This is a genomic window from Arthrobacter sp. KBS0703, assembly GCF_002008315.2.
Taxonomy (GTDB): domain Bacteria; phylum Actinomycetota; class Actinomycetes; order Actinomycetales; family Micrococcaceae; genus Arthrobacter.
Genome location: NZ_MVDG02000001.1, coordinates 3,339,600 through 3,361,363, shown reverse-complemented (window position 1 = coordinate 3,361,363; position 21,764 = coordinate 3,339,600). Strand labels below are relative to the sequence as shown.

Sequence of the window (21,764 nt, the reverse complement as noted above, 5' to 3'; positions counted from 1 at the left end):
ATCAATCGGAGTTTTGGCGGCCAGGCGGCCTTGCGGCGCGACGGCGTACTAATGCCAACAGTTTATCGCCGCCGTCCGCCTCGCGTTGAATTGTGACCCTGGGACGGTCAGCTCAGGGCGTTGCGGCGGCCTTCGAAGGCCCGGCCCAACGTGACTTCGTCGGCGTATTCGAGGTCGCCGCCGACGGGCAGGCCGGAAGCGAGCCGGGTGACCGTGATGCCGATCGACTTGAGCATCCGTGCCAGGTACGTCGCCGTCGCTTCCCCCTCCAGGTTCGGGTCGGTGGCAATGATGATTTCCTGGATGGCGCCGTCATTGAGCCGGGTGAGGAGCTCGCGGATCCGCAGCTGCTCCGGGCCGATGCCGGCGATCGGATTGATCGCACCGCCCAGCACGTGGTACCGGCCGCGGAATGACCGGGTGCGCTCCACGGCCAGGACGTCCTTGGATTCCTCGACAACACAAATGACCGTCGGGTCCCGGCGCGGGTCCCGGCAGATGTTGCACAGTTCCTGCTCTGTCACGTTGCCGCAGGCCGTGCAGAACTTGACGCGTTCCTTCACCGTGGTGATGGCCTCCACCAGGCGCTTCATGTCCTGGGGGTCGGCCTCCAGAATGTGGAAGGCCAGCCGCTGGGCCGACTTCGGCCCTACGCCGGGGAGGCGTCCGAGCTCATCAATCAGCTCTTGAACTGCACCCTCGTACACAATGTCCTCGATTACTTGGTTGGAAGACCTCCGGCCGGCATGGGCGGAGAGGGGCCGGGCAGGGACGCCCGGCTGTCAGGCGGTGACGGGTTGGCTAATAGCGGGGCAGCAGCGGGCTTCCGTCCAGGGACCGTTCCTCAATGAGCTTCCCGCCCAGAATACGCTCGACGGCGGCCCGGCCAAAGACGCCCGACTCCTCGATGGTTTCGTCGTCCGCGCTGGGAATGTCCTGCACGTACGGCGCGGCAGATTCGGTCTGCCGGGCAGGCGCCTTGGCCCGCCCTGCCTCGGCCTCGGGGCTGTTGGACAGCCTCTGGTACAGGCTCAGCTTTCCGCTGCCGGGCACCGGAGGCGCGGCTGTCGCCACACCTGCCGGGGCGGGAGCGGCCGCCGGGCCAGGCTGTGTAGCCGGGGCAGCGCTCGGTGCGAAGACCGGCACGCGCACCTCTGTTGATACGGCGACGGCCTGCGCGGCGGGCGACTGAATACTCGGCCCCGGGACGCCGTAGTCATGGCTGCCTGAGGCCTGGGCGGATGCCATGGCGTAAGCGGGGGCGAACTGGGGCACGTCCGATTCGGGCACCTCGGCCGGCGGGGGAGTACCGCCGTTGCCCGGCGGCTGTGCCGTGCCCGTCGCCGGGACCGGCGCATCAGGGACGCTGGTGGCCGGGCGGTCTGTCCGGGGAATCTGTGCCGCTGCCGGCTCATAGCTCGGGGCGGCCGGCTCCGGAGGGACCGTTTCCGACGCGTCACCTGACTCGCCTTGGGATTTGCCGACATTGGTCTCCGAACCGAGGAGCCACACACCGGGGGCCTGCTCAACGGCACGCGACCAGGGATCGTCGGACGCGTTCCGTGTGGGTGTGGGGTCAGCGGTGCCGGGCGCGTTGGTGGCCGGGCCGGCCGCAGCGGGTGAAGCAGGGGCGGCGGTGGCAGGAGCAACCGTAGCCGGAGCTGTGCTGGGCCGGTCGGGCGAAGACGGGGCAGGGCGTGCCGGAGCCTGGCGTGGCGGCTCCCAGTCCATGGGGGGTTCTTCATCCAGGGGCGGCGCGTCCTCGTCGAGCGGCGGCCCCCAATCGTCGTCCGGGTAGGAGTAAGCGCCGGCCTGCGCGGCGTCGAACGCCTGCGGAGGCGAAGCTTGCGCCGGTGAGGACTGCCCGCGTGCCGGCGACTGGTCATCACCTGCACTGCCGGGGCCCGAACCCGCAGGCGTGGAACCAGCAGCCCCGGCCGTTTCAGCCCCGACCGCTTCGGCCGGGGTGGATCCGGCGGAAGCCGCTGACGGAGAAGACACAGCCGAGGATGACACAGCCGGACTGGAAACGGTGGGGGTGGAAACGGTCGGCGCGGAAACGGGCGGCGCAGAAGCGGCGGGCTGCGTTGCCGGGACCGGACCCGCCCCCGAAGGGACTCCGTCCGAAGGACCGGCGGCGGAAATGCCGGCGGCGGAGGTGGCCGCAACTGACGCTGCGCCGCTTTGTGCAACCGGCGCGGACTCGGGTGCCGAAGGCGGCGTTGAGTCGGGCGCGGCAGGGGCAAGCCCCCAATCCGCATCCGTGGTGGTAGCCGGGACGTCCCGGCTAGTAGGCGCTTTTGGGTTTGGCTCAGAGCTCGCTGAGCTGCTGGACCCGGCCGCCACAGCAGTGATCTGGCAGTCGATGCCGATCGTCTTATGGATGGCCTGCCGCAGATTTTCGGAATGATCCGCCCGGCCGAAGGCACCGGCCAGCCCGGACGTCGTGAAGACGAGGGTGAGCACCTGGCCGTCGAACTGGCCGACCTGGGCGTTCGGCTCCACGAGGGCCCACGTGCTGCGCTTGATCTTGGTGAGGGTCTGCAGGACCTCCGGCCACGCGCGGCGAAGAACCTCGACGTCGGCACCTGCGCCGGCCGGTGCCGTTGCCGCGCGCTGCGGCGGGCAGACTGTGCCGCGGCCGGTTCCGGCCGTGCCTCCGGACCCCGGGCAGGTGCCGGTTGGACAGCCTGCGCAGCCTGCTCTCCGGGAGCGGGCCGGGGCGCCTGCAGGGGCTGGGCGGCGGGGCTTTGCGGAGTAGCCTCCCGGCCGGCGTCGGCACGCGGTGCCGAAGCCGCCCCGCGGGCGCCGGCAGGTGCCTCATCAACCGGCCAGTCATCGGTACTGATTCGGGGTGCGGCGAGGGGCTCCCGCCCGGCTGGCGCGGCGGCGGGGAGGCCGCCCGTTGCGGGCAGCCGGAGGCGCGGCAGCGGGCGGCTGGGCGGCCGGATCTGCTGGTGCTGACGGGGATGGTGCAGAAGCGGCCGGGGCAGGCGCGGCAGCGGCGGGAGCATCGGCAGCCGGGGCCGGCAGAACGGGAGCAACGGGAGCCGCGGCCGGCGGAACAGGAGCTGCAGAAACAGCCGCAGCAGGCGAAGGGGCGGCAGACACGCCGGCGGGAGCGCCGACGTCGTTCCCTGCGTAGTTCAGCCTCCGCTCCACGCGGTCAATCCGGGCCGCGATCCCGCGTTCGGTCTGTTCGGAGCTGGGCAGCAGGATGCGGGCGCAGAGCAGCTCGAGGTGCAGCCGCGGCGACGTGGCGCCGGTCATTTCCGTCAGCGCGGTATTGGTGACGTCGGCTGCGCGGGAAAGCTCGGCGGCACCCAGGTTGTGCGCCTGGTTCTGCATCCGGGCAATCTGGTCCGCGGGCATGCCGCGGAGGATGGACTGGGCGCTTTCCGGCATTGCCTGGACGATGATGAGGTCCCGGAAGCGTTCCAGGAGGTCCTCGACGAAGCGGCGGGGATCGTGGCCGGTCTGGATAACGCGGTCCACTGCCCGGAAGACGGTGGCGGCGTCAGAGGCTGCGATCGCCTCGACGACGTCGTCCAGGAGCGATGCATGGGTGTAGCCAAGGAGCGCCACGGCAAGCTCGTAATCCAGGCCATCGGGGCCTGCGCCCGCCATCAACTGGTCAAGGACGGAGAGGGAATCGCGGACGGACCCGGCGCCGGCGCGGATGACGAGCGAGAGCACGCCGGGCGCCACGGGCACGTTTTCCTGCTGGCAGAGAAGCTCCAGATAGGCCATCAGCGGCTCGGGCGGCACCAGGCGGAAGGGGTAGTGGTGCGTGCGTGACCGAATGGTCCCGATGACCTTGTCCGGCTCGGTGGTGGCGAAGATGAACTTGATGTGTTCCGGGGGTTCTTCAACGATCTTCAGCAGGGCGTTGAAGCCCGCCGAGGTGACCATGTGGGCCTCGTCGATAATGAAGATCTTGTAGCGGTCCCGCACCGGAGCGTACGTGGCGCGCTCACGGAGGTCCCGGGCGTCATCCACGCCGCCGTGGCTGGCGGCGTCGATCTCGATCACGTCGAGTGATCCGGAGCCGCCGCGGGCCAGTTCCACGCAGCTGGGGCATACGCCGCAGGGGGTGTCCGTGGGGCCCTTGGCGCAGTTGAGGCAGCGGGCCAGGATGCGGGCGGAGGTGGTCTTGCCGCAGCCGCGCGGACCCGAGAACAGGTAGGCGTGGTTCACCCGGTTTTTGCGCAGTGCCGTCATGAGCGGCTCCGTGACATGTTCCTGCCCGATAACGTCCGCGAACGAATCGGGGCGGTATCTACGGTAAAGGGCAGTAGTAACAGTCACAGAGAAAACCCTACCAATCGGGACTGACATAAAAGACCCCTCATGCACCCGCCAGAGCCCGCTTACCCTTGCTACCTTCCGGTCCTGGGGGAGTTCAACAGGATGACGCCACATGAGGGGCCGTCAGACAGTTTACCCGAAGTTTAGGCGTGCCCCGAATCGGCTCCGGCACTGCCGTCCGGGCGCCGATATCGGGCCTCTCACCGATGCCCGTTCACGGGCCAGGTCATGAAGGCGGGCTCCTCATAAGGGTGGGCCGCCCGCAGCGCCCGGATGACGGCGTCGAGCATTCCGTCGTCCACCACGCACTCGATCCGGACTTCGGCCACCTGCTCCGGCACGCCCCTTGCGCCGATGAAGGGCTCGGCGCCGGCGAGGGGCGTGAAGCGCCCCGTGCCCGGAGCCGTAAACGCACAGTGCGAGTAGTTGCCGAGCCGGCCTGCGCCGGCATCCCCGATGGCGGCGAGCACTGCCTCGGCGTGTGATTCCGGGACATAGGCAACGAGGGCGTGGAGCTGGGACATGGCAACCATCCTGCCAGCCGGGCACCCGCGCGTCACCGTTCGCTGACCGGCGGCCGGGCGGGTGCAGTGCCTCCCGTCGCCGGCCTGTGTGAAGCCCCCGGCTGGCCCAATTGGGCGATGCCGAAAAGTTCAGGTATTCTAGTATCTGCTTTTGATTCAGAAGCTACTGGAGAATTCGCCTAGCGGCCTATGGCGCACGCCTGGAACGCGTGTTGGGTTAACGCCCTCGGGGGTTCAAATCCCCCATTCTCCGCCATCGGAAAACCCGGTTTCGACATTGTCGGAACCGGGTTTTCTGGTTCCTACGCCACGCCCAGCCGGCGGAGCCGCTCCCGCGCCGAGCGCTCACTTGGCCCGGTCCGGTCCAGTGCAAGGCGCACGACGGCGAGGGTCACCTGGGCGGCGATGGTCACCGGCAGCGGCAGGGGACCAAGCCGGGCGGTCCGCAGGCCGAGCATGGCGCGGTACCGGGGCTCCAGGCTGAGCACCGCGGCCTCGAACAGGACGCGGTAGCCGGGTTTCAGGAGCGGATGCAGGGGCGGATTGCGGATGAAGGCGACAGTTTCGGCAACCCGTTCGTCGGCACGAAGACCGCCCGAGGCGAACCACGCGTCCAATTCGGGTTTCAGTTCGGCCTCGCTCAGCGGAGGAGAGTCCACGCCCATCAGCCGTCCCGCCTGCGCCCACTCCCGGACGTACGCGTCGGGACCGCCCGGGATAGACCCGCCCCACCGCTTGTGCGCGCAGAGGAACGAGTCGGTGAAGGTGACGTGGACCCACCGGAGCAAGTCGGGATCGTTCGCCGAGTAGTCCCGGACCTCACCCTGTCCATCCGTGTACTTTCCGTGCACCGACTCATGGATCCGCTGCACGCGCTTGCACGCGGCGAGTGCGTCGGCCTGGGAACCGTACGTGACGGCGTGGATCCAGCGGGTTGTCCTGGCGAGGCGGCCCAGGGCGTCCTCGCGGAATTTCGAGTGGTCGTGGACCCCGGCAAGGACGCCGGGGTGAAGCGACTGCATGAGCAATGACCGGATGCCTGCGATGAGCGCGGGCATGCCCCCGTGGACGGTCCAGACAGCTGAGCCCGGGAGGAAATATCCGGGGTCGTCCCCTTGGCCAAACATGAGCGCCCAGTCGGGCGGCTCCTCCGGGCTTCCGGTGAGCGCGCGCCGAACTTCGGACCGCCATTCCCTCAGGAAATTCCGCATGTTTCCATTGTTGCCCAGGGACGCTGGCGGCTTAAGCCTATAAATAACACCGTATTTAGCCCCCCAGTTTTGGGGGTTTCCCGCGGACTGAGCGTGTGGCCACAATGGAGGACAATGCTCGTCGCGATAGGAGTTTGGCGGGTCCTAATTCAGGAGAAATCAGTGGCAGCTCATGGGGGACACGGACACGCGCCGAGGGTTATCGGACCTGGGCGGATCGCCTTGCGGAGTCTCTCCGCGGCCGTGGTCGTTGGGTTCTCCGTCTTCGCCTTTGGGTTCCAGGGACCGGCCGGTTCAGTGCAGCAGCCCGTCGGGGACGCCATCCCGCTGACACCTCCTTCCGGCGTTGTGGGCCCATCCCTGCTTGATCCGGACACCACGCACGAAGGCCATGCCCTGGGCGAGCCGGCCGCGGACGCCCTGGCCAAGGTCCCTTACGGCCGGACGGTGGTGGACACGTCGACTGCAAAGACCGGAACCAAGCCGCGGACGCCGGGCGTGGCGTCCTCTGAACTGAAGCGGCCCGGCGAGGGCTTCCTCATGGCGCCGCTTGAAGTGCTCAACCCGACTTCTCCGTTCGGAGTGCGCCATAACCCGCTGACCGGCGAAGATGGCGAATTCCACTGGGGCCAGGACTTCGCCGCCGCCTGTGGAACCCGCGTCTACGCGGCCGACTCCGGGGTGGTCCGGGCGGCCGGATGGCACCCCTGGGGCGGTGGCAACCGTGTGGAGATCGACCACGGTAACGGGCTGATCACCACGTACAACCACCTCCAGGGCATAGCAGTCGAAAAAGGCGATCAGGTACGGGTTGGCGAGGTCATTGCAGAAGTGGGCACTACCGGAGCTTCCACCGGATGCCATCTGCATTTCGAAGTGATCAAGGACGGACAGCACGAGGACCCGATGAAATGGACCCTGCTGCCCATCCGGCAGGTGGACCGGCTGACTCCGGCGGTCCTGACCAGTTTCGACCCCAGCACCGCCCTCACCTCGGGCTGGGCGATCCCCGCCCTGCCGGGGAACACCGACGACAGCCTGTCTCCTGTTGCTGCCGCGTTGGCCGCCAAGCCGCGGACCAGTTCCGCGGCCAGCCTGCCCCGGACCGCACTGGCACCCAGCTCGTCGTCGCCACGGCCGTCCTCGACGCCGACCGCCACACCCACCAAACCGACGGCCCCTGCGACGCCGAAACCGACGCCTACCCCGACGCCGCCTGCGACGCCCACTCCGACGCCGACACCCACCCCCACGCCGACACCCACCCCGACTCCCACGCCAACGCCGCCTCCGGCGGAGCCGACACCGCCACCGGTTGAACCGGCACCGGTGGAGCCGCCGCCCGTGACCACCGACCCGGCGCCCGTCGACCCCGTTCCTCCCACTGAACCTGCCCTGACGGCGGAGCCGGTACCGACGGAGTCCGTGCCGGTGACAGATCCCGTCCCAACGCCGTCGGCCACGGAAAGCCTGGCCCCGTCCCAGCCGGAGCCGGTTCCCACGGCTGATCCGGCGCCTGTGCCGTCGTCGACGGTTGTTCTAACTGATGCTTCTGCGGCAGCCGCCTCAGGGGCCGTGCCTGAAGGAGTAGTGCCGGTGGAGCCCGCCGCCGCGCCGTAGGTGCGGCGGCGGTTGCCCCGCCGTCCGGCTGGTCCGCCAGCCGGGTTAGGAGGTCGAAGGAATGCAGCGGGAGCCAATACCGTTGTCACTAATGACAGCTATGCACCCGGTCAGAAGGCACCATGTGACTTCCCTCCCTACGATTCCGCTGACACTGAACGACGGAACCGCTACCGATTTCGGACGCTTCACAGGGAACGCAATGCCGGTGGTTAACTCGGCCTCCGAGTGCGGTTTCACGCAGCAGCATGGCGTCACCTTCCCCCTCACCGCCAAGGCAAACGTCCGACGCGAAGCGCGGCACCCCCTGTACGGCGAGCTGACCATCAAGAAGACGTTTCTGCCGGGCACGGTCACGTGGAACTTCGAGAAGTTCCTGGTCAACCGTGACGGTGAAATTGTGGGGCGGTTCGCCTCCGCCGTGGATCCGGCGTCGCCGGAGCTGCGGCAAGCCATCAAGGCGGTCATCGAGTGATGCCCGCCGTCATTAAACGAAAGCGAGGAAGGTAGCCCGAAAGCGGCGGCGCAGCCGTAATTTTTCAACATGCCAACTCCAGTTTCCCCAAAGTTCGCTTTTTATCTGGTTGGATGGAGCGTACTGAGAGGGACACAGGAGGCGCCCCGCTTCCTCACTACCGCGAAGGCAGCAATGGAGCTCATCGAGGCCGAGCACCCCCGGCCACGTCATTTTCTACTCCACCTGAGTGACCCCCACCTGCTGGGAGGTCCGGACCCCCTTTATGGAGCCGTAGACAGCGAAGCCCGCCTGATCCAGCTTTTCGACGAGGTTCAAGCCTCGGGCGCGCGGCCCGAAGCCGTGATCTTCACCGGCGATCTGGCGGACAAAGGCGACCCCGAGGCGTATGCCAAGCTTCGTGCCATCGTTGAACCGGCGTGCAGGGATCTCGGTGCCAAGGTCATCTGGGCTATGGGTAACCATGACAACCGTGCCAACTTCCGGGCCGGCCTATTGGACCAGCCCGGCAACGACGATCCTGTGGACCACAGCTACTATGTGAACGGCCTGCGGGTCATCACCATGGACACCTCCGTGCCCGGGTTCCACCACGGCGAGCTCAGCGACGGTCAGCTTGACTGGCTTGCCGCCCAGCTGGAGACGCCCGCCCCGGACGGCACCATCCTCGCGCTGCACCACCCGCCGGTGCCCTCCGTCCTGGACCTCTCCGTGCTTGTGGAGCTCCGTGACCAGGCTGCCCTGGCCGCAGTGGTCCGCAACTCTGATGTCCGCACCATCCTCGCCGGGCACCTGCACTACTCGACCACCGGCACGTTCGCCGGTATCCCGGTGTCGGTGGCCTCCGCCACCTGTTACACCCAGGACCTGAACGTTCCGGTGGGCGGCACCCGCGGACGCGACGCCGGGCAGGCCTTCAACCTGGTGCACGTCTATGAGCACACGATCGTGCATTCGGTGGTTCCGCTGGGAGCCGCACCGACCGTCGGGGAATACGTGAGCCCGGAAGAGACGGAACGGCGGCTGGCCGCTGCCGGCATCCGCATTCCCGATCAGGCAAAGCGCCAGGTCCTGACCACCAAATAGCAGCCCGCCCCGGCTGCCTCGCGGCCCGGGGCAATCAGCTGTGCCCGGCTGCTTTTCCGTCCCCTGCTACTTTTCCCAGGGCGCCTTGATGGGGTAGAACTTCTCCAGGAAGTCGGTGACGAGTTCCGCCCGTTCCTCTGCCGGAACCTCCGGGAAGCTGCCGTCATTGAGGCAGAAGAAATCCATGTTGCGCTTGGACAGCAGCTTGGGGAGGTAGTTCAGGCCGGCGCGGGCCGTGGTGTCCACGTACCTGACCCTGGCCGCCGTCTGCGTCACCGCGCGTCCGGTGAGCAGAGCGTAGTAGTGGTAGAAGGAATTGGTCACGGAGATGTTGTCCGCGGCACGGAACGTGCTGGCCGCCGTCTTGGCGAACTCCGCGGGGAACTCCTGCTCCATCTGGGCGATCACGCTGCGCCGCAGCGGTGCGGCCGTGTGCTCAAGGTGCCGGGTGGTGATCCGGCCAAAGCGGTCCCACAGCAGTTTGCGGTTCACCCGCGCGGCGTTTTCGAATCCGCTGCGCTCAGCGTCGTTGTCACCGAGGCCGATGCGGGTCTCCGCCTCGATGAACTTGGTGATGCCGCCCGGCGTGAAGAACATGTCCGGTCCGACCGGCCGCCCGAAGAACATGTCGTCATTGGAGTACAGGAAGTGCTCGGACAGGCCCTCGATATGGTGCAGCTGGCACTCGACGGCCTGGGAGTTGTGCGTCGGCAGCACGGAGGGGTCCGCGAAGAACTCCTCGCTGTTGACGATCGTCACCGACGGGTGGTCCGCCAGCCACGCCGGCGCGGGGGAGTCCGTGGCAATGAAAATGCGGCGGATCCAGGGTGCAAACATGTACACGGACCGGAGCGCATACTTGAGCTCATTGATCTGGCGGTAGCGCGCCTCGTGGTCGTCGCCTTCTCCCACGACGGCTCCGGCCATCCGTGCCCGCCGGGCTGCGATGTATTCCGGAGAGCTTCCGTCCACCCACGAGAAGACCAGGTCGATGTCGAAGCTGATGTCGCTCGCGTGGTCCGCAAACATGTTCTCGATGGTGGGCCAGGTGTGGCCGTAGCGCTCAACGGTTCCACGGACGGCGTCGTTTGCCAACATGGTGCGGCGGGTGAGCGAATTCTCGATCGGCAGGATCACTTCGTTGCCCTGGAAGCTCCACAGCTCCACCTGCACGCCGGCGGAAGCGCCGAATTCGAAGCCGCCGGTCGGCTCCACGCGGGGACGGTACAGCCGGAAGATCCGTGCCTGCCGGTTGGTTGAGAGTTCACCGTCGGCCACCAGCACGGCCGTTTTCTTCTTGGCGTCAACGGTCATCGAGTAGAACGGTTCGTTCCGGCAGGCGTCCACGAGGGCGGCGCGAAGCTTCTTCCGGTTCTTCCAGTCCAGCGCGATCACCGGGCGGTCGTTATTGCCCCGGACCAGCAGGTAATCCAGCCCGGCCGCGGCCAGCACGTTCCGGAGGAACAGCAGGTCCTCCACCATCGCCTGGTACGGCGTCCGGTTCTCATTGATCAGCGCATACCGGCCCGAGCGGCGCACGACGTCGGGGCGATGCTTGAGGCGCGCAACAGCCGCCGGCGACGTTACTTCCGCATGCGCGGGTACGTCCTCGGATGCCTGGCCGCCGTAGTAAATATCATCCTGAACCGTTACGTCTGTAATGGTGATTCTCCGTGCTGTTCGGGGGTGGGGTCTTACTTGCATGATAGTCCTGCCGAAAAAACTGCAGGGAAATTACTGGCGCCGCTGCGGCGGCAGCGGGCTCAGCCAGCCAGCGCTTCCCTCCACCTGTGAAGGAAGGCCCCTCCGGCGTCGTCGTGAATCACCGTTCCGTCCAGGCCCAGATCGGCGGCCGTGAGGACGTCATAGGGCTTGACCGGCACTCCGTCCGTGGGCCGGACGTCCACGTGCTTGACCTGGTGGTCGTTGTGGTGCAGCCAGTCGGCCATGGCGTAGTCCGTCCGGGAATCGCCCACTGTCCGCCACGCCTGCGGCGTGATGCCCTGGGCCGCCAGCAGCTCCACCGCCCTGCTCGCGCCCAGGTCCTTGCCGAGGCGGACCGACTCGATGTCCGTCGAGATGATGGTGGGATCCACGCGGTAATCGATCTGGTCATCGGAATTCGGTGCGTGGTGGTCCAGCCTGACCACGCCCAGCCCGTGGCGCCCCATCAGCTCAACCGCCTCCGCGTCGAACAGCTCCTGCTCGGCGAGGTACTCCCCGCTGGGCACCTCGATGTGCTGCTCCACGGACACCATGGCGCGCTTCGTTTCGTCAAAGAACATGTGCGAGGCGTAGTCCTCGGCCACCATCCGGCGGACGTCGTCCCCGAACGCGGCGGGGACGGCGAGCTCGTGGTCCACGTGGATTGGACCCGGACCTGCCGCGGTGTAGCTGAACCACACGGCGCCTTTTTCGCAGATGGCGTGGATCAGGGTCCCGGCAGGCATCCCCGCGGCGATCATCGGCTCCATGACCTGCTCGCGGATGAAGGCGTCCGAACGGCCGGTGTTGAAGATGACCGGAACTCCCGCCGAGGCCAGGGCCACCAGGTCGGCAATGATTTCCGGCTTGACGTCCCGCGTGACGGGGCTGGCGACCGGACCGTCGACGTCCAGGAGCAGGGCAAGGGCAGGAGCCGACGGCGTGTGGGCGCCAAGGCCGGCGGCGGCAGCATTCGCAGGGGGTGCAGTCATGCTTCCATTCTTACAGCCGGCGCCGGCCGGCCGGCGGTGGCGGGCGGAAGTCGGCCCGATGTGACACATGGTTACTGTTTGGCTACAACCTCCGGGCCGGGCGGGTTCCACATTCCCTTGGACCGGCAAGGTGCTTAGCATTGCATGGTGATATTCAAAGCTGTGGGCGAGGGACGCCCTTACCCCGACCATGGTTTCAGCACGCCCAAGGACTGGGCCGCCCTTCCGCCGCGGCCGGTGCGCCTGGATGAACTCGTGACCACCAAGCGGACCCTGGACCTTGAAGCCCTCCTGGCCGAGGATTCAACATTTTTTGGCGATCTCTTCCCGCATGTTGTGCAGTACAAAGGCACGCTCTATCTGGAGGATGGCCTGCACCGGGCGGTCCGCACGGCCCTTCACCAGCGGACCGCCATCCACGCCCGTGTGCTGGTGATCGATGGCTAGAAAACCCAAGGATGCCTCGGTCCTGCACGGGCACCGCGTCATCACCGGGCCGGAGCTTCGGGCCACCTTCGCGGAGCCGGACGACACCGTGGACAACCCGGTCCGGCTGCGGCGGCGCATCCTGCACGGCGTGGTGCTGGTCCTGCTCCTTGCCCTCATTGTCGCGGCAATCATGGGCGCCGTGGGCGTCATGAACGGCCAGATCAAGTTTCCGACGGCGATCCAGACGCAGGAGAAGGCGTCGCTCTGCCCCGACACCACGTTCAACTACACACCCAATGCCAAGGTAAAGGTCAACGTCTTCAATTCGACCAGCCGGGCGGGCCTGGCCAAATCCGCGGCCAACGAGTTCCGCGCCCGGAAATTCGCTGTCGGTGCCGTGGGCAACACCGAGACAGGCTACCGCGGCGTGGCAGCTGTCGTTTCCGGGGCAGCCGGACAGTCCGCGGCCTTCAGCGTGCAGCGGAACGTGCCGGGCTCGGACTATTTCCAGGACGGCCGCACGGACGCCAGCGTGGACGTTATCCTGGCCGGCGACTACCGCGGCCTGATGAAGCCCGCGCTCGTTGACCAGACGCCCGGCCAGCTCAGCTGCCCGCGGGAAAGCCGGCGCATTGCTGATGACTCCCGGTGGCCGGTTATTCCCACCCAGGGCGCCAAGCGCTGATCTTCAGCCCGCCGCCTCCGGCGGAGGGCTGAGGCGCACGGGGCGGCCGCCGTCGTCGAACCTGGCGCCGGCCCCCAGCTGGATGAACCGGACAGTCCGTGAGATGCGCTCTTCCAGGTCCTCCGGCTCGTCGCTGCCTCGGGCGGCGCTGGAGGACAGCGTTCCGTGGATGAGCTGCGCCTGCTGCCTTGCGTCTGCTGCCGGCAGGTATCCCTGCTCCATGCCGTCGCTCAGGATGTCCTGGAGCAGGTTGCTGAGGCCGCCCACGTGGCCGGCCAGCTTGGCGAAGGACGAGGGTGAGAGCACCGCACCCATGGCGGGCCCGGGCGGCAGGTGGCGGCGGCTGAGGTCCTCGACCTGCGCCCGCACATACAGCGCCAGACGGTCCACCGGGTTGTCCAGGCGGGCGAGGGAGTCGCGCAGCTCGGCCAGGAACCGCTCGGTCTCTACCAGGGCGTAGGCGATCAGCAGCTCTTCGATGTCGGCGTAGTAGTTGTAGACGGCCGTGCGGCCAACGCCAGCGTGCCGCGCCACGTCCGTCATGGTGAGCCCGGGCAGCCCGTGTGTGAAGAGGAGCTCGCCGAACGCCTTCAGGATGCGGCGCTGGGTGTCGGCGCGCTGCGCAGCGTTGCTGGGGGCCGAAATCCGTGGCATACGCACACTTTACCGCGATCTGTCAGTAAACCAGGTCATGTTTTTGCTGTCTGGGGCGAAGTGGCGCCGGTAGAGTGTGCGTTATTCCTTGCAACTGGGGCGTTGTGGAACATCATGGCCATCACATGTGAACGGACCGCGAATTTGAAGCGGGTTCCTCCCGCAAACGGCCGCGCCACAGCAAACGCGGTTTCAGTGCGTCGGGGCTGTCCTTCATGGTCCGCTGGGCGTTCGCGGTGTCCGCCGCGATGCTGGTGGCAGGCCTGGTGGAGTACGCCGTAGCCAGGCAGCAGATCATCGACCGTTGGCTGGAAGGATACCGGCTGACCTTCGAGGCGGTGGCCGCGGAACTCGAGGAATCGCCGGCCGCCGATTTGGATCCGGCCAAGCGTGAGCAGGCGGTTGCTGATGAAATCCACCACCTGCAGCGCAGCCAGGGCACCGTCTATGTGGGTCTGTTCCGCTTGGACGGAACGCTGATCGCCTGAGGCGACGGCCAGGTGGGCGCGGGCGAGTCGGAGACCGCTGACGCAACACGTTTTTCCGAGATGCTTTCGACAGGCACCACAACCGTGGAAACCGAATCGGAAATCGGAGGCACCGGCGTGACCAGGTACGAATTCCTGGTGCCAGTGTCCGCGCCGGAAGGAACGCTGGTGCTGGAAATTGACCAGCGCGCGGAAATAATCACCGGACTGGTCGGGAACCTGGGGTCCAACAAACTCCTCGGACTGCTGGCGGCGATACTCGTGGCGGACCCCCTTGTCCTACGTGTTCGGGGGCCGGGCACTGCAACGCCGCCACGTGCACGCGCGCCTGCAGGCTGACGCGGACCCGCTGACGGGGCTTTCGGGGCGCCGCCCGTTCCAGCCGTCGCTGGAGGCCACGCTGACCAACAAGAAGTACGGGGTGGTGACCCTCGCACATGCTCACCCGGCTCTTGCAGCCCGGACTTACGGCTACCGGCCGGCCCGTCATCGCCGGTCAGGGCTACCTCCTCGGCCGGCCGGGTGAACAGCCGGTGGGACTTGACACCCATCTGGACGTCCTGGACCAGCTCGCCAAGGACACGGAACCCGACCGGGACGACGTCAACGACGCCTTCTACGGCACCACGTAGGGCCGTTCCGCCGCCAGGCGGTGCCGCATGGTTCGGGAGCGTGCCGCCGTCGTAGGCGCTTTAGGTGCTGCAGCCGTCCGGTCCGCAGGCGTCGGCCGCTGCATCCGCGGCGGCCGAACCGTCGGTGCCGACCATGACCAGGGGATGCGAATCCTGCCAGGCCTGTTCGAGTGCCATGGTGAACGTCGCGGCGGGCTGGGCACCGGAGAGTCCAAACTTGCGGTCGATCACGAAGAACGGCACACCGCTGATGCCCAGGGCGCGTGCCTCGGCGAAGTCGTGCCGGACGTCGTCGGAGTATTTGTCCGTGCTGAACAGCTCGGCGACGTCGGCGGCATCAAGGCCCAGGTCTTGGCCGAGGGAGGTCAGGTACTCCCGGCTGCCGATGTCCCTGCCGTGCTCGAAGTGATCGCTGAGCAGCCGTTCCTTGGCCTCGTCCTGCTTGCCGTGGGTGGCCGCGAGGTGGATGAGCCGGTGGGCCGTGAAGCTGTTGGCAACGACGACGGCGTCGAACCGGTAGTTGAGCCCCTCGCCCTGGGCCTGGGCTGCCACATGGTCAAACATCTCGGACACCTGCTCCGGCGCCATGCCCTTGCGGGTGCTGAGGTAGTCCAGTTCGGTGCCGTCGTAGTGCTCCGGCAGGGAGGGATCCAGCTGGTAGCTGCGCCATTGCACGTCTACATCGTCACGGTGCGGGAATTCGGCCAGGGCGGCCTCGAACCGGCGCTTGCCGATGTAGCACCACGGGCACGCGACGTCTGACCAGATTTCAATCTTCATGCCTGCGACAACCGGCGCTTCCGGCGGGACATTCCCGGTTCAGCTGTTGGCTTGCTCACTGCCGGTCCGCGCGAACTGGCAGCTAAAGACCTCAAGGCAGGAATTTAAGGTCATTACCTGCCAGTTCGCGCTTCGGAGCTGCGTTTCGGGCTACGGGAGGGCGCGCTCCATGACGAAGTCGTGCTCCACCGTGGCGCCCAGGGTGAACGACTTGGTGCCGACCTTCCGGAAGCCTGATTTCTCGTAGAAGCGGATGGCCTTGGCATTCTGGCTGTTGACTCCGAGCCACATTCCGCGCGCACCGGTGGCTGCGGCCTCGCCGAGGCTGGCGTGCACCAGCTCCGCCGCGGCGCCCAGCCCGTGGTGGTCGGGGTGCACGTAGCACTTGCTGAGCTCGGTGGCCGGCAGGGCGGTTAGGGCGGCGGCAACGTCCGGATCCCGGGCCGGACGGTCCACGAGCATGCTGTAGCCGCGGAGGTCGCCGTCGGAGTCGATCACCAGGACCGTGACGTCGGGGTCTGCCAGATAACTTCGGAAGTTTGATTCGCTGAGCGTCGCCTCGAGGTGTGCCGCGATATCGGCAGGGGAGGACTCCGGCGGGCAGGCGAGCGGAAAGGTGACGGCAGCAAGCCCGGCCAGTCGGCCGGCGTCGTCCACGGTTGCTTTTCGGATGGCGTGCGTCATGCCCAAAATCCTATGCCGCTGTGTCCTTGAGGTGGGCCCTGATGCTGTCGACCACCAGCTGGTGGTCGTCATCGGAGGACAGCCCGGAAACCGTGACAGCAGCGACGACGCCCGTGCCCGGGACACGGACAGGGAAGGAGCCTCCGGCTAGCGTGTAATCCTCCGCTGCGAGCCACCCGCCTTGCGTGGGGTCGAAGCTTTTGGCCGAGAACTCCTCGGTCAATAGCGCTGTGCTGCGTTCAAAGCGCAGGGTACTGGCCGACTTGCGGCGGATCCACTCCTCCTGGTCGGCCGTGGCTCCTGGCAGGACACAGCGGAACAGCACGAGGTTGTGGCGCCGGATATCGATGGCCACAGCGTGGCCCTCGGCGATCGCGCGGTTGGCGATGAGCGAGCCGAGTCGCCACGCGTCGTGATGGTCAAAGCACGGAAAGACGAGCTCTTCCTCGTGCCGGCGCAGTTCGGTGATCCGCGGCGAGTCGGTGTCAGTCATTCGGAACCGTTCCCTCAACGGGAGTGTCGGCATCGTAGCTGAGCCCGATCTGGCGGCGGATTTTGTCCATCGCCGCCATGACGGCGACCGTCTCGCTTGGAGGAAGAATGGTGCCGGCGGTATCGCCTTCCCTGACCAGTCGCTCCAGCTCGGCGGCCTGGTACTGCATACCCCGGCTGGCGACAGGCTGCTCGTAGCGTTCAACAACGCTGCCATCCACGGCATGAACGGTGAACGGCACGGGGTTGTACCAAGTGGATTCGAGGTCGATCCACCCTTCGGTCCCGATGATCATGGCCCGGTTGGCGCTGGCGGCGTCCAGTTCGCAGTCCACGATGGCCTGCTGGCCGCCGGCATAGTCAAAGATGGCTGCAGTCTGCCGGTCCACGCCCGTCGCAGTCATGGAGGCACTGGCGCGAATCGTCTCCGGCGCTCCCAGGATGTCGAACGCAAAAGAGATCGGGTAGATGCCGAGGTCCAGGAGCGCTCCCCCGCCCAGTGCAGGATCATTCAGCCGGTGGGCGGGGTCCTTGGGCAGGCTCTGGTTGTGGCTGGCCACCACCTTCCGGACCTCACCGATGGTGCCTTCCTGGATGATGGCGCGGAGGCGGATCATGTGCGGGAGGAATCGGGTCCACATGGCTTCCAGCGCCACGAGCCCCTTGGATTCCGCGAGATCAACAATGTCCTGGGCTTCGCTGGCGTTCATGGTGAACGGCTTCTCCACCAGCACATGCTTGCCCGCATTCAACGCCAACAAGGCATTGGCGTGGTGGAACGGGTGCGGCGTGGCGATGTACACCACGTCAACCGACGGGTCTGCCACCAGGTCTTCGTAGCTGCCGTGTGCCGTTGCCACGCCGTACTGCTCGGCAAACGCCTTGCTCGAGTCCAGCGAGCGTGACCCGACGGCCTGCACCGTGAAGCCGTTCTCGGTCAGGTCCTGCGCCTGCAGCCCGGCGATGAATCCTGTGCCGAGGATGCCCCAGCGGATTGCACCGTCGGAAGTGCCGGTGGGTTGATCAGTCACGAACGTGGTCCTTTGGTGAGTCGGTGTTGGCGAGCGGATACGCCACAAACGCAAAGCGCTTGGAATCCGGTGCCCAGCTGTTGACATTGAGGGTCCCCTGGCCGCCGAAGAGGGGCCAAGTGTGAAGCGGTGCGGTCCAGTCGTTGGTGGAGACAAGCACGACGGCGACCGGCAAGTTCGCGGGGTGGCCCTCCGTGCCTGCGGGGAAGCGGATGTAGCTGGCCAGCTCCCCGTCGGGGGAGAGGTGCGGGAACCAGTCGACGGTCCCGCTCTCAAGGAGGCGCTCGAAACCGGTTCCGTCAACCTGCACGCGGGCAAGCTGGGCGTGGCCGCGGAGAGCGCTGAAGGACTCGGTATTCAGGTAGAGCCACTTTCCGTCCGGCGAGTATTCCGGTCCGTCGCAATGGCCGGGGCCGACATCAACTCCGGCGGTAGCACCGCCGTCGGACGGTATGGTCCTGAGGCGGCCCGGCTGCGTAAAGTCGCCGGCCGCGATACCCACGTAAGCGAGCTCGCCGCCGTCTGGACTCACGCCGTGCAGGAAGTGGAAGGAGCCGTCGTCGTCGGTGATCCGTTCCACCGGACCGCCGCTCAAAGCTGCCCGGTAGATGTGGCCGTCGTTCGCCGACAGGAAGATGCCGGTGCCGTCAGGAGCGAGGACGTGGTCGTTGTTCAGGTCCGGGATGCCGGTGAGCGGGACCTGTTCGAGTGTCCGGCCTGCAACATCAAAGCTCCACAGTTTCCCGTCGCCGTTGAGGATGAGGGCCGAGCCGTCCAAGGTCCAGTTCGGCGCTTCGAGGAGGAACTGGTCGGTGCTATAGACGAGTTCGGATTCGCCCGTGACGGACGCAATCCAGACCTCGCAGCGCTGGCCGGGCCGAAGGGTACACAGCATGTTTAGAGCTCCTTGATCCGGATGTTTCGCCACCGGCACTGCGCGCCCTTGCCCCAGCGGGCCTCGCCGAACATGGAGTCATTGTCGTGGACTTCCAACGCGATGTGCCCGCGCTCGCCGAGGACACCCAGGACATCCGCCGGGTGGTAGTTCGGCGAGTCCAGGCTGGCTGTGTCCAGTTCGGCGATCTTGAGACCGTTGACCCAGGTGGTGATGACCGGCAGGGCGCCGACGCAGCGGATGCGGAGTTCGTTCCAGTCGTCCCAGCGCCAGATGTTGAGGAAGTCCTCGACGTCGGCGGCGTACCTAAGGCGGGCACGCTTTTCTTCCGTGACAGGCTCCACGGATGTGGCCGGGTTGTCCGCAATCAGTCCGGTGGGCCGCCCGTCTGCGTCCGTGGCCACGTTGACGGCGAAGGGCACGGCAGAGAAGCTCGCCAGTCCGTTGCCGAAGAACCCGCCAATGCCGCCGGAGGGACGGTGGTCCACGAGCACCTGGAAACCTTCCCACGTATCCGGCCGGCGCCGGATCATCACACCGGTGTCTGCCGGCCAGTCCGGGCGCATTTCCAGCACGAGTTCGAAGTCGCCGAACGCCTGCTCGCTCACCAGGTAGCCGCCGTAGCCGCTGCCGGGGGAGTCCTGCTCGCCGACCAGGATGCCGTCGTCCACGAACCAGCGGGCCGGGTGCTTCTCGGGTTCCACCGGCGGGGTCAGGCCCAGGGCGGCAAAGCGTTCCAAGAGGGCCGGACCGCCCGGATATTCGGTGCCATAGACGCGGGGTACCGATCGCCAGCCGGTCAATGTGGTGCCGTCGAACAGCGGGACAAAACCGTCACCGCCCCCGGGCGTTTCAATGCCTGACATGACCTAGTCCTTGCTGCTGAAGGCGGCGTCGAAGGACGTCTGGGAGGCGGGGAAGTCGAATGTCTTGAGCGCTGCGAGGGCTTCGGGGGCGCCGTGGAGGCGGTCCATGCCGGCGTCTTCCCACTCGATGCTGATGGGGCCGGTGTAGCCGATGGCGGTGAGGGCGCGGAAGGAGGATTCCCAGGGGACGTCGCCGCGTCCGGCGGAGACGAAGTCCCAGCCGCGCCGCGGGTCGCCCCAGGGCAGGTGGGAACCCATGACGGTGTTCCGGCCGGTGGGGCGGAGCTTGGTGTCCTTGCAGTCCACGTGGTAGATCCGGTCCTTGAAGTCCCAGATGAAGGAGACGGGGTCGATGCCCTGCCACATGAAGTGGGACGGGTCCCAGTTCAGCCCGAACGCGGGACGGTGGCCGATCGCTTCGAGGGTGCGGACGGTGGTCCAGTAGTCGTAGGCGATCTCACTCGGGTGGACTTCGTGGGCGAAACGGACCCCGCACTCGTCGAAGACATCCAGGATGGGGTTCCAGCGGTCCGCGAAGTCCTGGTAGCCGGCCTCGATGACCTTTTCCGGCACGGGCGGGAACATCGCGACGTACTGCCAGATGGAGGAGCCGGTGAACCCGACCACGGTGTCCACGCCGAGGGCTTTGGCGAGCCGGGCGGTGTGCTTCATTTCCTCGGCAGCGCGTTGGCGGACACCTTCGGGGTCGCCGTCGCCCCAGACTTTGGACCCGACGATCGCTTCGTGGCGGAAGTCGATGGGGTCATCGCAGACGGCCTGGCCCTTGAGGTGGTTGGAGATGGCCCAGACCTTGAGGTTGTACTTTTCCAGGACGGCGAGTTTGGAGTCGACATAGCCGGGCTCGTCCCAGCGCCAGGCATCCAGGTGGTCCCCGGAAACGGCGATTTCCAGGCCGTCGTAGCCCCAGCCGGAAGCCAGGCGTGCGACTTCCTCGAACGGGAGGTCGGCCCACTGGCCGGTGAACAGGGTGTACGGGCGGGGCATGTCAGGCTCCTTCAATGGCGGGGACGGGGGAGGCGGTGAGCTGGATGATGGAGGACTTGGCGTTGGCGGATTCTTCGATGGCGGCCAGCACCCGCTGCACGGCCAGGCCTTCCTCGAACGACGGCGAGGGCTGGGTGCCGCCGTCGATCGCGGTAAGGAAGTCCCGGATTTCGTGCGTGAAAGTGTGCTCCCAGCCGATCACGTGGCCCTGCGGCCACCAGGCAGCCATGTACGGGTGTTCGGGTTCGTTGACCAGGATCCGCCGGAAGCCCTGTTCCCGGACCGGGAGAGTGGCGTCCAGGAAGCCGAGTTCGTTGATGGCTTCCAGGTCGAACAGGAGGGAGCCCTTGTCCCCGTAGATCTCCAGTTTCAGGGAGTTTTTTTGGCCGGTGGCCATGCGGGAGACCTCCACGGAGGCGATGGCCCCTGAGTCCAGTGTCAGCGTTGCCCAGGCGGCGTCGTCGACCGTTACCTCTTCGGGGCCGTCCGCCCCGGGGCGGCTGTTCACGAAGGTGTGCAGCCGGCCCGAGACCTCGGTGACGGTGCCGCCGAGCAGGAACATGACCTGGTCGATCGCGTGGGACGCGATGTCGCCCAGCGCTCCGGACCCGGCGGTTTCCTTGTTCAGCCGCCATGTCATGGGGGAATCCGGGTCTACCAGCCAGTCCTGCAGGTAGACGGCACGGACGTGCCGGACCGTCCCGAGCCGGCCTTCGGCGATGAGCTCCTTCGCGAGGGCCAGGGCGGGCACGCGGCGGTAGTTGAAACCGATCATGGACTGCACGCCGCGTTCCCGGGCGGACCGGGCCGTGTCCGCCATGGCTTCGGCCTCGGCCAGGGTGTTGGCCAGTGGCTTTTCCACCAGGACGTGCTTTCCGGCCTCGAGCGCCGCGATGGCGATCTCGGCGTGCATCCAGCCCGGGGCGCAGATATCCACGATGTGGATGTCGTCCCGCTCCAGGACCGAACGCCAGTCAGTGGCGGTTTCGGCCCAGCCGTATTTCGCGGCGGCTTCGGCGACCTGGGCGGCGTCCCGGCCCACGAGCAATTTCTGCTCGAAGGCCGGGACGTCGAAGAAGGACGAAACGTTCCGCCAGGCGTTCGAGTGGGCCTTGCCCATGAACGCATAGCCGATCATTGCAACGCCCAGCGGTAGGGTGTCCGGGTTGGTGCCGTCCGTGCTTTCGGGGGAGTTCATGGCCT

The 21,764-nt window shown here is 67.0% G+C and carries 24 protein-coding genes, 1 tRNA gene and 1 other RNA gene; 9 read left to right on the top strand and 17 right to left on the bottom strand.

Annotation, left to right across the window (positions count from 1 at the left end; genetic code table 11):
• Nucleotides 1-107 precede the first annotated feature (107 nt).
• The 5 genes from recR to B1A87_RS15550 form a co-directional block, all read right to left on the bottom strand.
• The gene (gene recR / locus B1A87_RS15565; RefSeq protein ID WP_078026765.1) at nt 108-707 is read right to left on the bottom strand and encodes a recombination mediator RecR; all 600 of its coding nucleotides are present in this window, start codon (nt 705-707) and stop codon (nt 108-110) included.
• 94 nt (nt 708-801) lie between these two features.
• Nucleotides 802-2,001, bottom strand: coding sequence for a hypothetical protein (locus tag B1A87_RS25095; RefSeq protein ID WP_260680886.1), 1,200 nt, complete (start codon nt 1,999-2,001; stop codon nt 802-804).
• Between the two features lie 834 nt (nt 2,002-2,835).
• Nucleotides 2,836-4,308 carry a DNA polymerase III subunit gamma and tau gene (locus B1A87_RS25090; protein WP_395940256.1) on the bottom strand — a complete coding sequence of 491 codons (1,473 nt, stop codon included), beginning with the start codon at nt 4,306-4,308 and terminating at the stop codon, nt 2,836-2,838.
• A 28-nt stretch (nt 4,309-4,336) separates the two neighbouring features.
• Nucleotides 4,337-4,433: signal recognition particle sRNA small type (gene ffs / locus B1A87_RS15555), an RNA gene on the bottom strand.
• Between the two features lie 75 nt (nt 4,434-4,508).
• Nucleotides 4,509-4,832 (bottom strand): hypothetical protein, encoded by a 324-nt coding sequence (locus B1A87_RS15550; RefSeq protein ID WP_078026763.1) that lies wholly within the window; start codon nt 4,830-4,832, stop codon nt 4,509-4,511.
• A gap of 168 nt (nt 4,833-5,000) precedes the next feature.
• Between B1A87_RS15550 and B1A87_RS15545 the strand changes: the two genes are divergently transcribed.
• Nucleotides 5,001-5,088, top strand: a tRNA-Ser gene (locus tag B1A87_RS15545).
• A gap of 46 nt (nt 5,089-5,134) precedes the next feature.
• Here the strand turns inward: B1A87_RS15545 and B1A87_RS15540 are convergent.
• Nucleotides 5,135-6,043 carry an oxygenase MpaB family protein gene (locus B1A87_RS15540; RefSeq protein WP_078026762.1) on the bottom strand — a complete coding sequence of 303 codons (909 nt, stop codon included), beginning with the start codon at nt 6,041-6,043 and terminating at the stop codon, nt 5,135-5,137.
• 243 nt (nt 6,044-6,286) lie between these two features.
• Between B1A87_RS15540 and B1A87_RS24090 the strand changes: the two genes are divergently transcribed.
• From B1A87_RS24090 to B1A87_RS15525, 3 genes are all read left to right on the top strand, one after another.
• Nucleotides 6,287-7,663 (top strand): M23 family metallopeptidase, encoded by a 1,377-nt coding sequence (locus tag B1A87_RS24090; protein WP_260680885.1) that lies wholly within the window; start codon nt 6,287-6,289, stop codon nt 7,661-7,663.
• Nucleotides 7,664-7,787: 124 nt separating this feature from the next.
• Nucleotides 7,788-8,138 carry a hypothetical protein gene (locus B1A87_RS15530; protein WP_078026761.1) on the top strand — a complete coding sequence of 117 codons (351 nt, stop codon included), beginning with the start codon at nt 7,788-7,790 and terminating at the stop codon, nt 8,136-8,138.
• Nucleotides 8,139-8,312: 174 nt separating this feature from the next.
• On the top strand, nt 8,313-9,224 hold the full coding sequence (locus tag B1A87_RS15525; RefSeq protein WP_078026760.1) for a phosphodiesterase: 912 nt from the start codon (nt 8,313-8,315) through the stop codon (nt 9,222-9,224).
• Nucleotides 9,225-9,290: 66 nt separating this feature from the next.
• On the opposite strand, the gene B1A87_RS15520 is transcribed toward B1A87_RS15525, so the two are convergent.
• Complete coding sequence (locus B1A87_RS15520; RefSeq protein WP_078026759.1) at nt 9,291-10,928, bottom strand: stealth conserved region 3 domain-containing protein; 1,638 nt, start codon at nt 10,926-10,928, stop codon at nt 9,291-9,293.
• A 59-nt stretch (nt 10,929-10,987) separates the two neighbouring features.
• Entirely contained in the window at nt 10,988-11,920 is a 933-nt protein-coding gene (locus B1A87_RS15515) for a hypothetical protein (protein WP_078026758.1), read from the bottom strand.
• 147 nt (nt 11,921-12,067) lie between these two features.
• Here B1A87_RS15515 and B1A87_RS15510 point away from each other — a divergent pair, with 147 nt between their 5' ends.
• Nucleotides 12,068-12,367: a type II toxin-antitoxin system VapB family antitoxin gene (locus B1A87_RS15510; RefSeq protein ID WP_104140389.1), complete on the top strand. Its 300-nt coding sequence runs from the start codon at nt 12,068-12,070 to the stop codon at nt 12,365-12,367.
• Complete coding sequence (locus B1A87_RS15505; RefSeq protein ID WP_078026757.1) at nt 12,360-13,034, top strand: LytR C-terminal domain-containing protein; 675 nt, start codon at nt 12,360-12,362, stop codon at nt 13,032-13,034. Before B1A87_RS15510 ends, B1A87_RS15505 begins: the two co-directional genes overlap by 8 nt.
• Nucleotides 13,035-13,037: 3 nt before the next feature.
• On the opposite strand, the gene B1A87_RS15500 is transcribed toward B1A87_RS15505, so the two are convergent.
• Complete coding sequence (locus B1A87_RS15500; protein WP_078026756.1) at nt 13,038-13,688, bottom strand: TetR/AcrR family transcriptional regulator; 651 nt, start codon at nt 13,686-13,688, stop codon at nt 13,038-13,040.
• 215 nt (nt 13,689-13,903) lie between these two features.
• On the opposite strand from B1A87_RS15500, the gene B1A87_RS15495 reads away from it, so the two are divergent.
• From B1A87_RS15495 to B1A87_RS15485, 3 genes are all read left to right on the top strand, one after another.
• The gene (locus B1A87_RS15495; RefSeq protein ID WP_078026755.1) at nt 13,904-14,176 is read left to right on the top strand and encodes a hypothetical protein; all 273 of its coding nucleotides are present in this window, start codon (nt 13,904-13,906) and stop codon (nt 14,174-14,176) included.
• 84 nt (nt 14,177-14,260) lie between these two features.
• Nucleotides 14,261-14,515 (top strand): hypothetical protein, encoded by a 255-nt coding sequence (locus B1A87_RS15490; RefSeq protein ID WP_139362684.1) that lies wholly within the window; start codon nt 14,261-14,263, stop codon nt 14,513-14,515.
• Between the two features lie 98 nt (nt 14,516-14,613).
• Nucleotides 14,614-14,808 carry a hypothetical protein gene (locus B1A87_RS15485; protein ID WP_078026753.1) on the top strand — a complete coding sequence of 65 codons (195 nt, stop codon included), beginning with the start codon at nt 14,614-14,616 and terminating at the stop codon, nt 14,806-14,808.
• Nucleotides 14,809-14,868: 60 nt separating this feature from the next.
• On the opposite strand, the gene B1A87_RS15480 is transcribed toward B1A87_RS15485, so the two are convergent.
• From B1A87_RS15480 to B1A87_RS15445, 8 genes are all read right to left on the bottom strand, one after another.
• The gene (locus B1A87_RS15480) at nt 14,869-15,588 is read right to left on the bottom strand and encodes a DsbA family oxidoreductase (RefSeq protein WP_078026752.1); all 720 of its coding nucleotides are present in this window, start codon (nt 15,586-15,588) and stop codon (nt 14,869-14,871) included.
• A 150-nt stretch (nt 15,589-15,738) separates the two neighbouring features.
• The gene (locus tag B1A87_RS15475) at nt 15,739-16,272 is read right to left on the bottom strand and encodes a GNAT family N-acetyltransferase (RefSeq protein ID WP_078026751.1); all 534 of its coding nucleotides are present in this window, start codon (nt 16,270-16,272) and stop codon (nt 15,739-15,741) included.
• 10 nt (nt 16,273-16,282) lie between these two features.
• Nucleotides 16,283-16,765 carry a heme-degrading domain-containing protein gene (locus tag B1A87_RS15470; protein ID WP_078026750.1) on the bottom strand — a complete coding sequence of 161 codons (483 nt, stop codon included), beginning with the start codon at nt 16,763-16,765 and terminating at the stop codon, nt 16,283-16,285.
• Nucleotides 16,758-17,795, bottom strand: coding sequence for a Gfo/Idh/MocA family protein (locus B1A87_RS15465; RefSeq protein ID WP_078026749.1), 1,038 nt, complete (start codon nt 17,793-17,795; stop codon nt 16,758-16,760). Before B1A87_RS15465 ends, B1A87_RS15470 begins: the two co-directional genes overlap by 8 nt.
• Complete coding sequence (locus B1A87_RS15460) at nt 17,788-18,690, bottom strand: biopolymer transporter Tol (protein WP_078026748.1); 903 nt, start codon at nt 18,688-18,690, stop codon at nt 17,788-17,790. The genes B1A87_RS15465 and B1A87_RS15460 overlap by 8 nt, the downstream gene beginning before the upstream one ends.
• Nucleotides 18,691-18,692: 2 nt before the next feature.
• Nucleotides 18,693-19,556: a DUF1080 domain-containing protein gene (locus tag B1A87_RS15455; RefSeq protein WP_078026747.1), complete on the bottom strand. Its 864-nt coding sequence runs from the start codon at nt 19,554-19,556 to the stop codon at nt 18,693-18,695.
• Between the two features lie 3 nt (nt 19,557-19,559).
• Nucleotides 19,560-20,561 carry a sugar phosphate isomerase/epimerase gene (locus B1A87_RS15450; protein WP_144275837.1) on the bottom strand — a complete coding sequence of 334 codons (1,002 nt, stop codon included), beginning with the start codon at nt 20,559-20,561 and terminating at the stop codon, nt 19,560-19,562.
• 1 nt (nt 20,562) lies between these two features.
• Entirely contained in the window at nt 20,563-21,759 is a 1,197-nt protein-coding gene (locus tag B1A87_RS15445; RefSeq protein ID WP_078029844.1) for a Gfo/Idh/MocA family protein, read from the bottom strand.
• Nucleotides 21,760-21,764: the final 5 nt, after the last annotated feature.

Coding starts and splice junctions, on each gene's coding strand:
- B1A87_RS15495 (WP_078026755.1), top strand. CDS start 13,904: ATGGTCCGCTGGGCGTTCGCGGTGTCCGCCGCGATGCTGGTGGCAGGC.
- B1A87_RS15455 (WP_078026747.1), bottom strand. CDS start 19,556: ATGTCAGGCATTGAAACGCCCGGGGGCGGTGACGGTTTTGTCCCGCTG.
- B1A87_RS15500 (WP_078026756.1), bottom strand. CDS start 13,688: ATGCCACGGATTTCGGCCCCCAGCAACGCTGCGCAGCGCGCCGACACC.
- B1A87_RS15525 (WP_078026760.1), top strand. CDS start 8,313: ATGGAGCTCATCGAGGCCGAGCACCCCCGGCCACGTCATTTTCTACTC.
- B1A87_RS15450 (WP_144275837.1), bottom strand. CDS start 20,561: ATGCCCCGCCCGTACACCCTGTTCACCGGCCAGTGGGCCGACCTCCCG.
- B1A87_RS15480 (WP_078026752.1), bottom strand. CDS start 15,588: ATGAAGATTGAAATCTGGTCAGACGTCGCGTGCCCGTGGTGCTACATC.
- B1A87_RS15515 (WP_078026758.1), bottom strand. CDS start 11,920: ATGACTGCACCCCCTGCGAATGCTGCCGCCGCCGGCCTTGGCGCCCAC.
- B1A87_RS15505 (WP_078026757.1), top strand. CDS start 12,360: ATGGCTAGAAAACCCAAGGATGCCTCGGTCCTGCACGGGCACCGCGTC.
- B1A87_RS15475 (WP_078026751.1), bottom strand. CDS start 16,272: ATGACGCACGCCATCCGAAAAGCAACCGTGGACGACGCCGGCCGACTG.
- B1A87_RS15460 (WP_078026748.1), bottom strand. CDS start 18,690: ATGCTGTGTACCCTTCGGCCCGGCCAGCGCTGCGAGGTCTGGATTGCG.
- B1A87_RS15470 (WP_078026750.1), bottom strand. CDS start 16,765: ATGACTGACACCGACTCGCCGCGGATCACCGAACTGCGCCGGCACGAG.
- B1A87_RS15485 (WP_078026753.1), top strand. CDS start 14,614: ATGCTCACCCGGCTCTTGCAGCCCGGACTTACGGCTACCGGCCGGCCC.
- B1A87_RS15540 (WP_078026762.1), bottom strand. CDS start 6,043: ATGCGGAATTTCCTGAGGGAATGGCGGTCCGAAGTTCGGCGCGCGCTC.
- B1A87_RS15550 (WP_078026763.1), bottom strand. CDS start 4,832: ATGTCCCAGCTCCACGCCCTCGTTGCCTATGTCCCGGAATCACACGCC.
- B1A87_RS15520 (WP_078026759.1), bottom strand. CDS start 10,928: ATGCAAGTAAGACCCCACCCCCGAACAGCACGGAGAATCACCATTACA.
- B1A87_RS15445 (WP_078029844.1), bottom strand. CDS start 21,759: ATGAACTCCCCCGAAAGCACGGACGGCACCAACCCGGACACCCTACCG.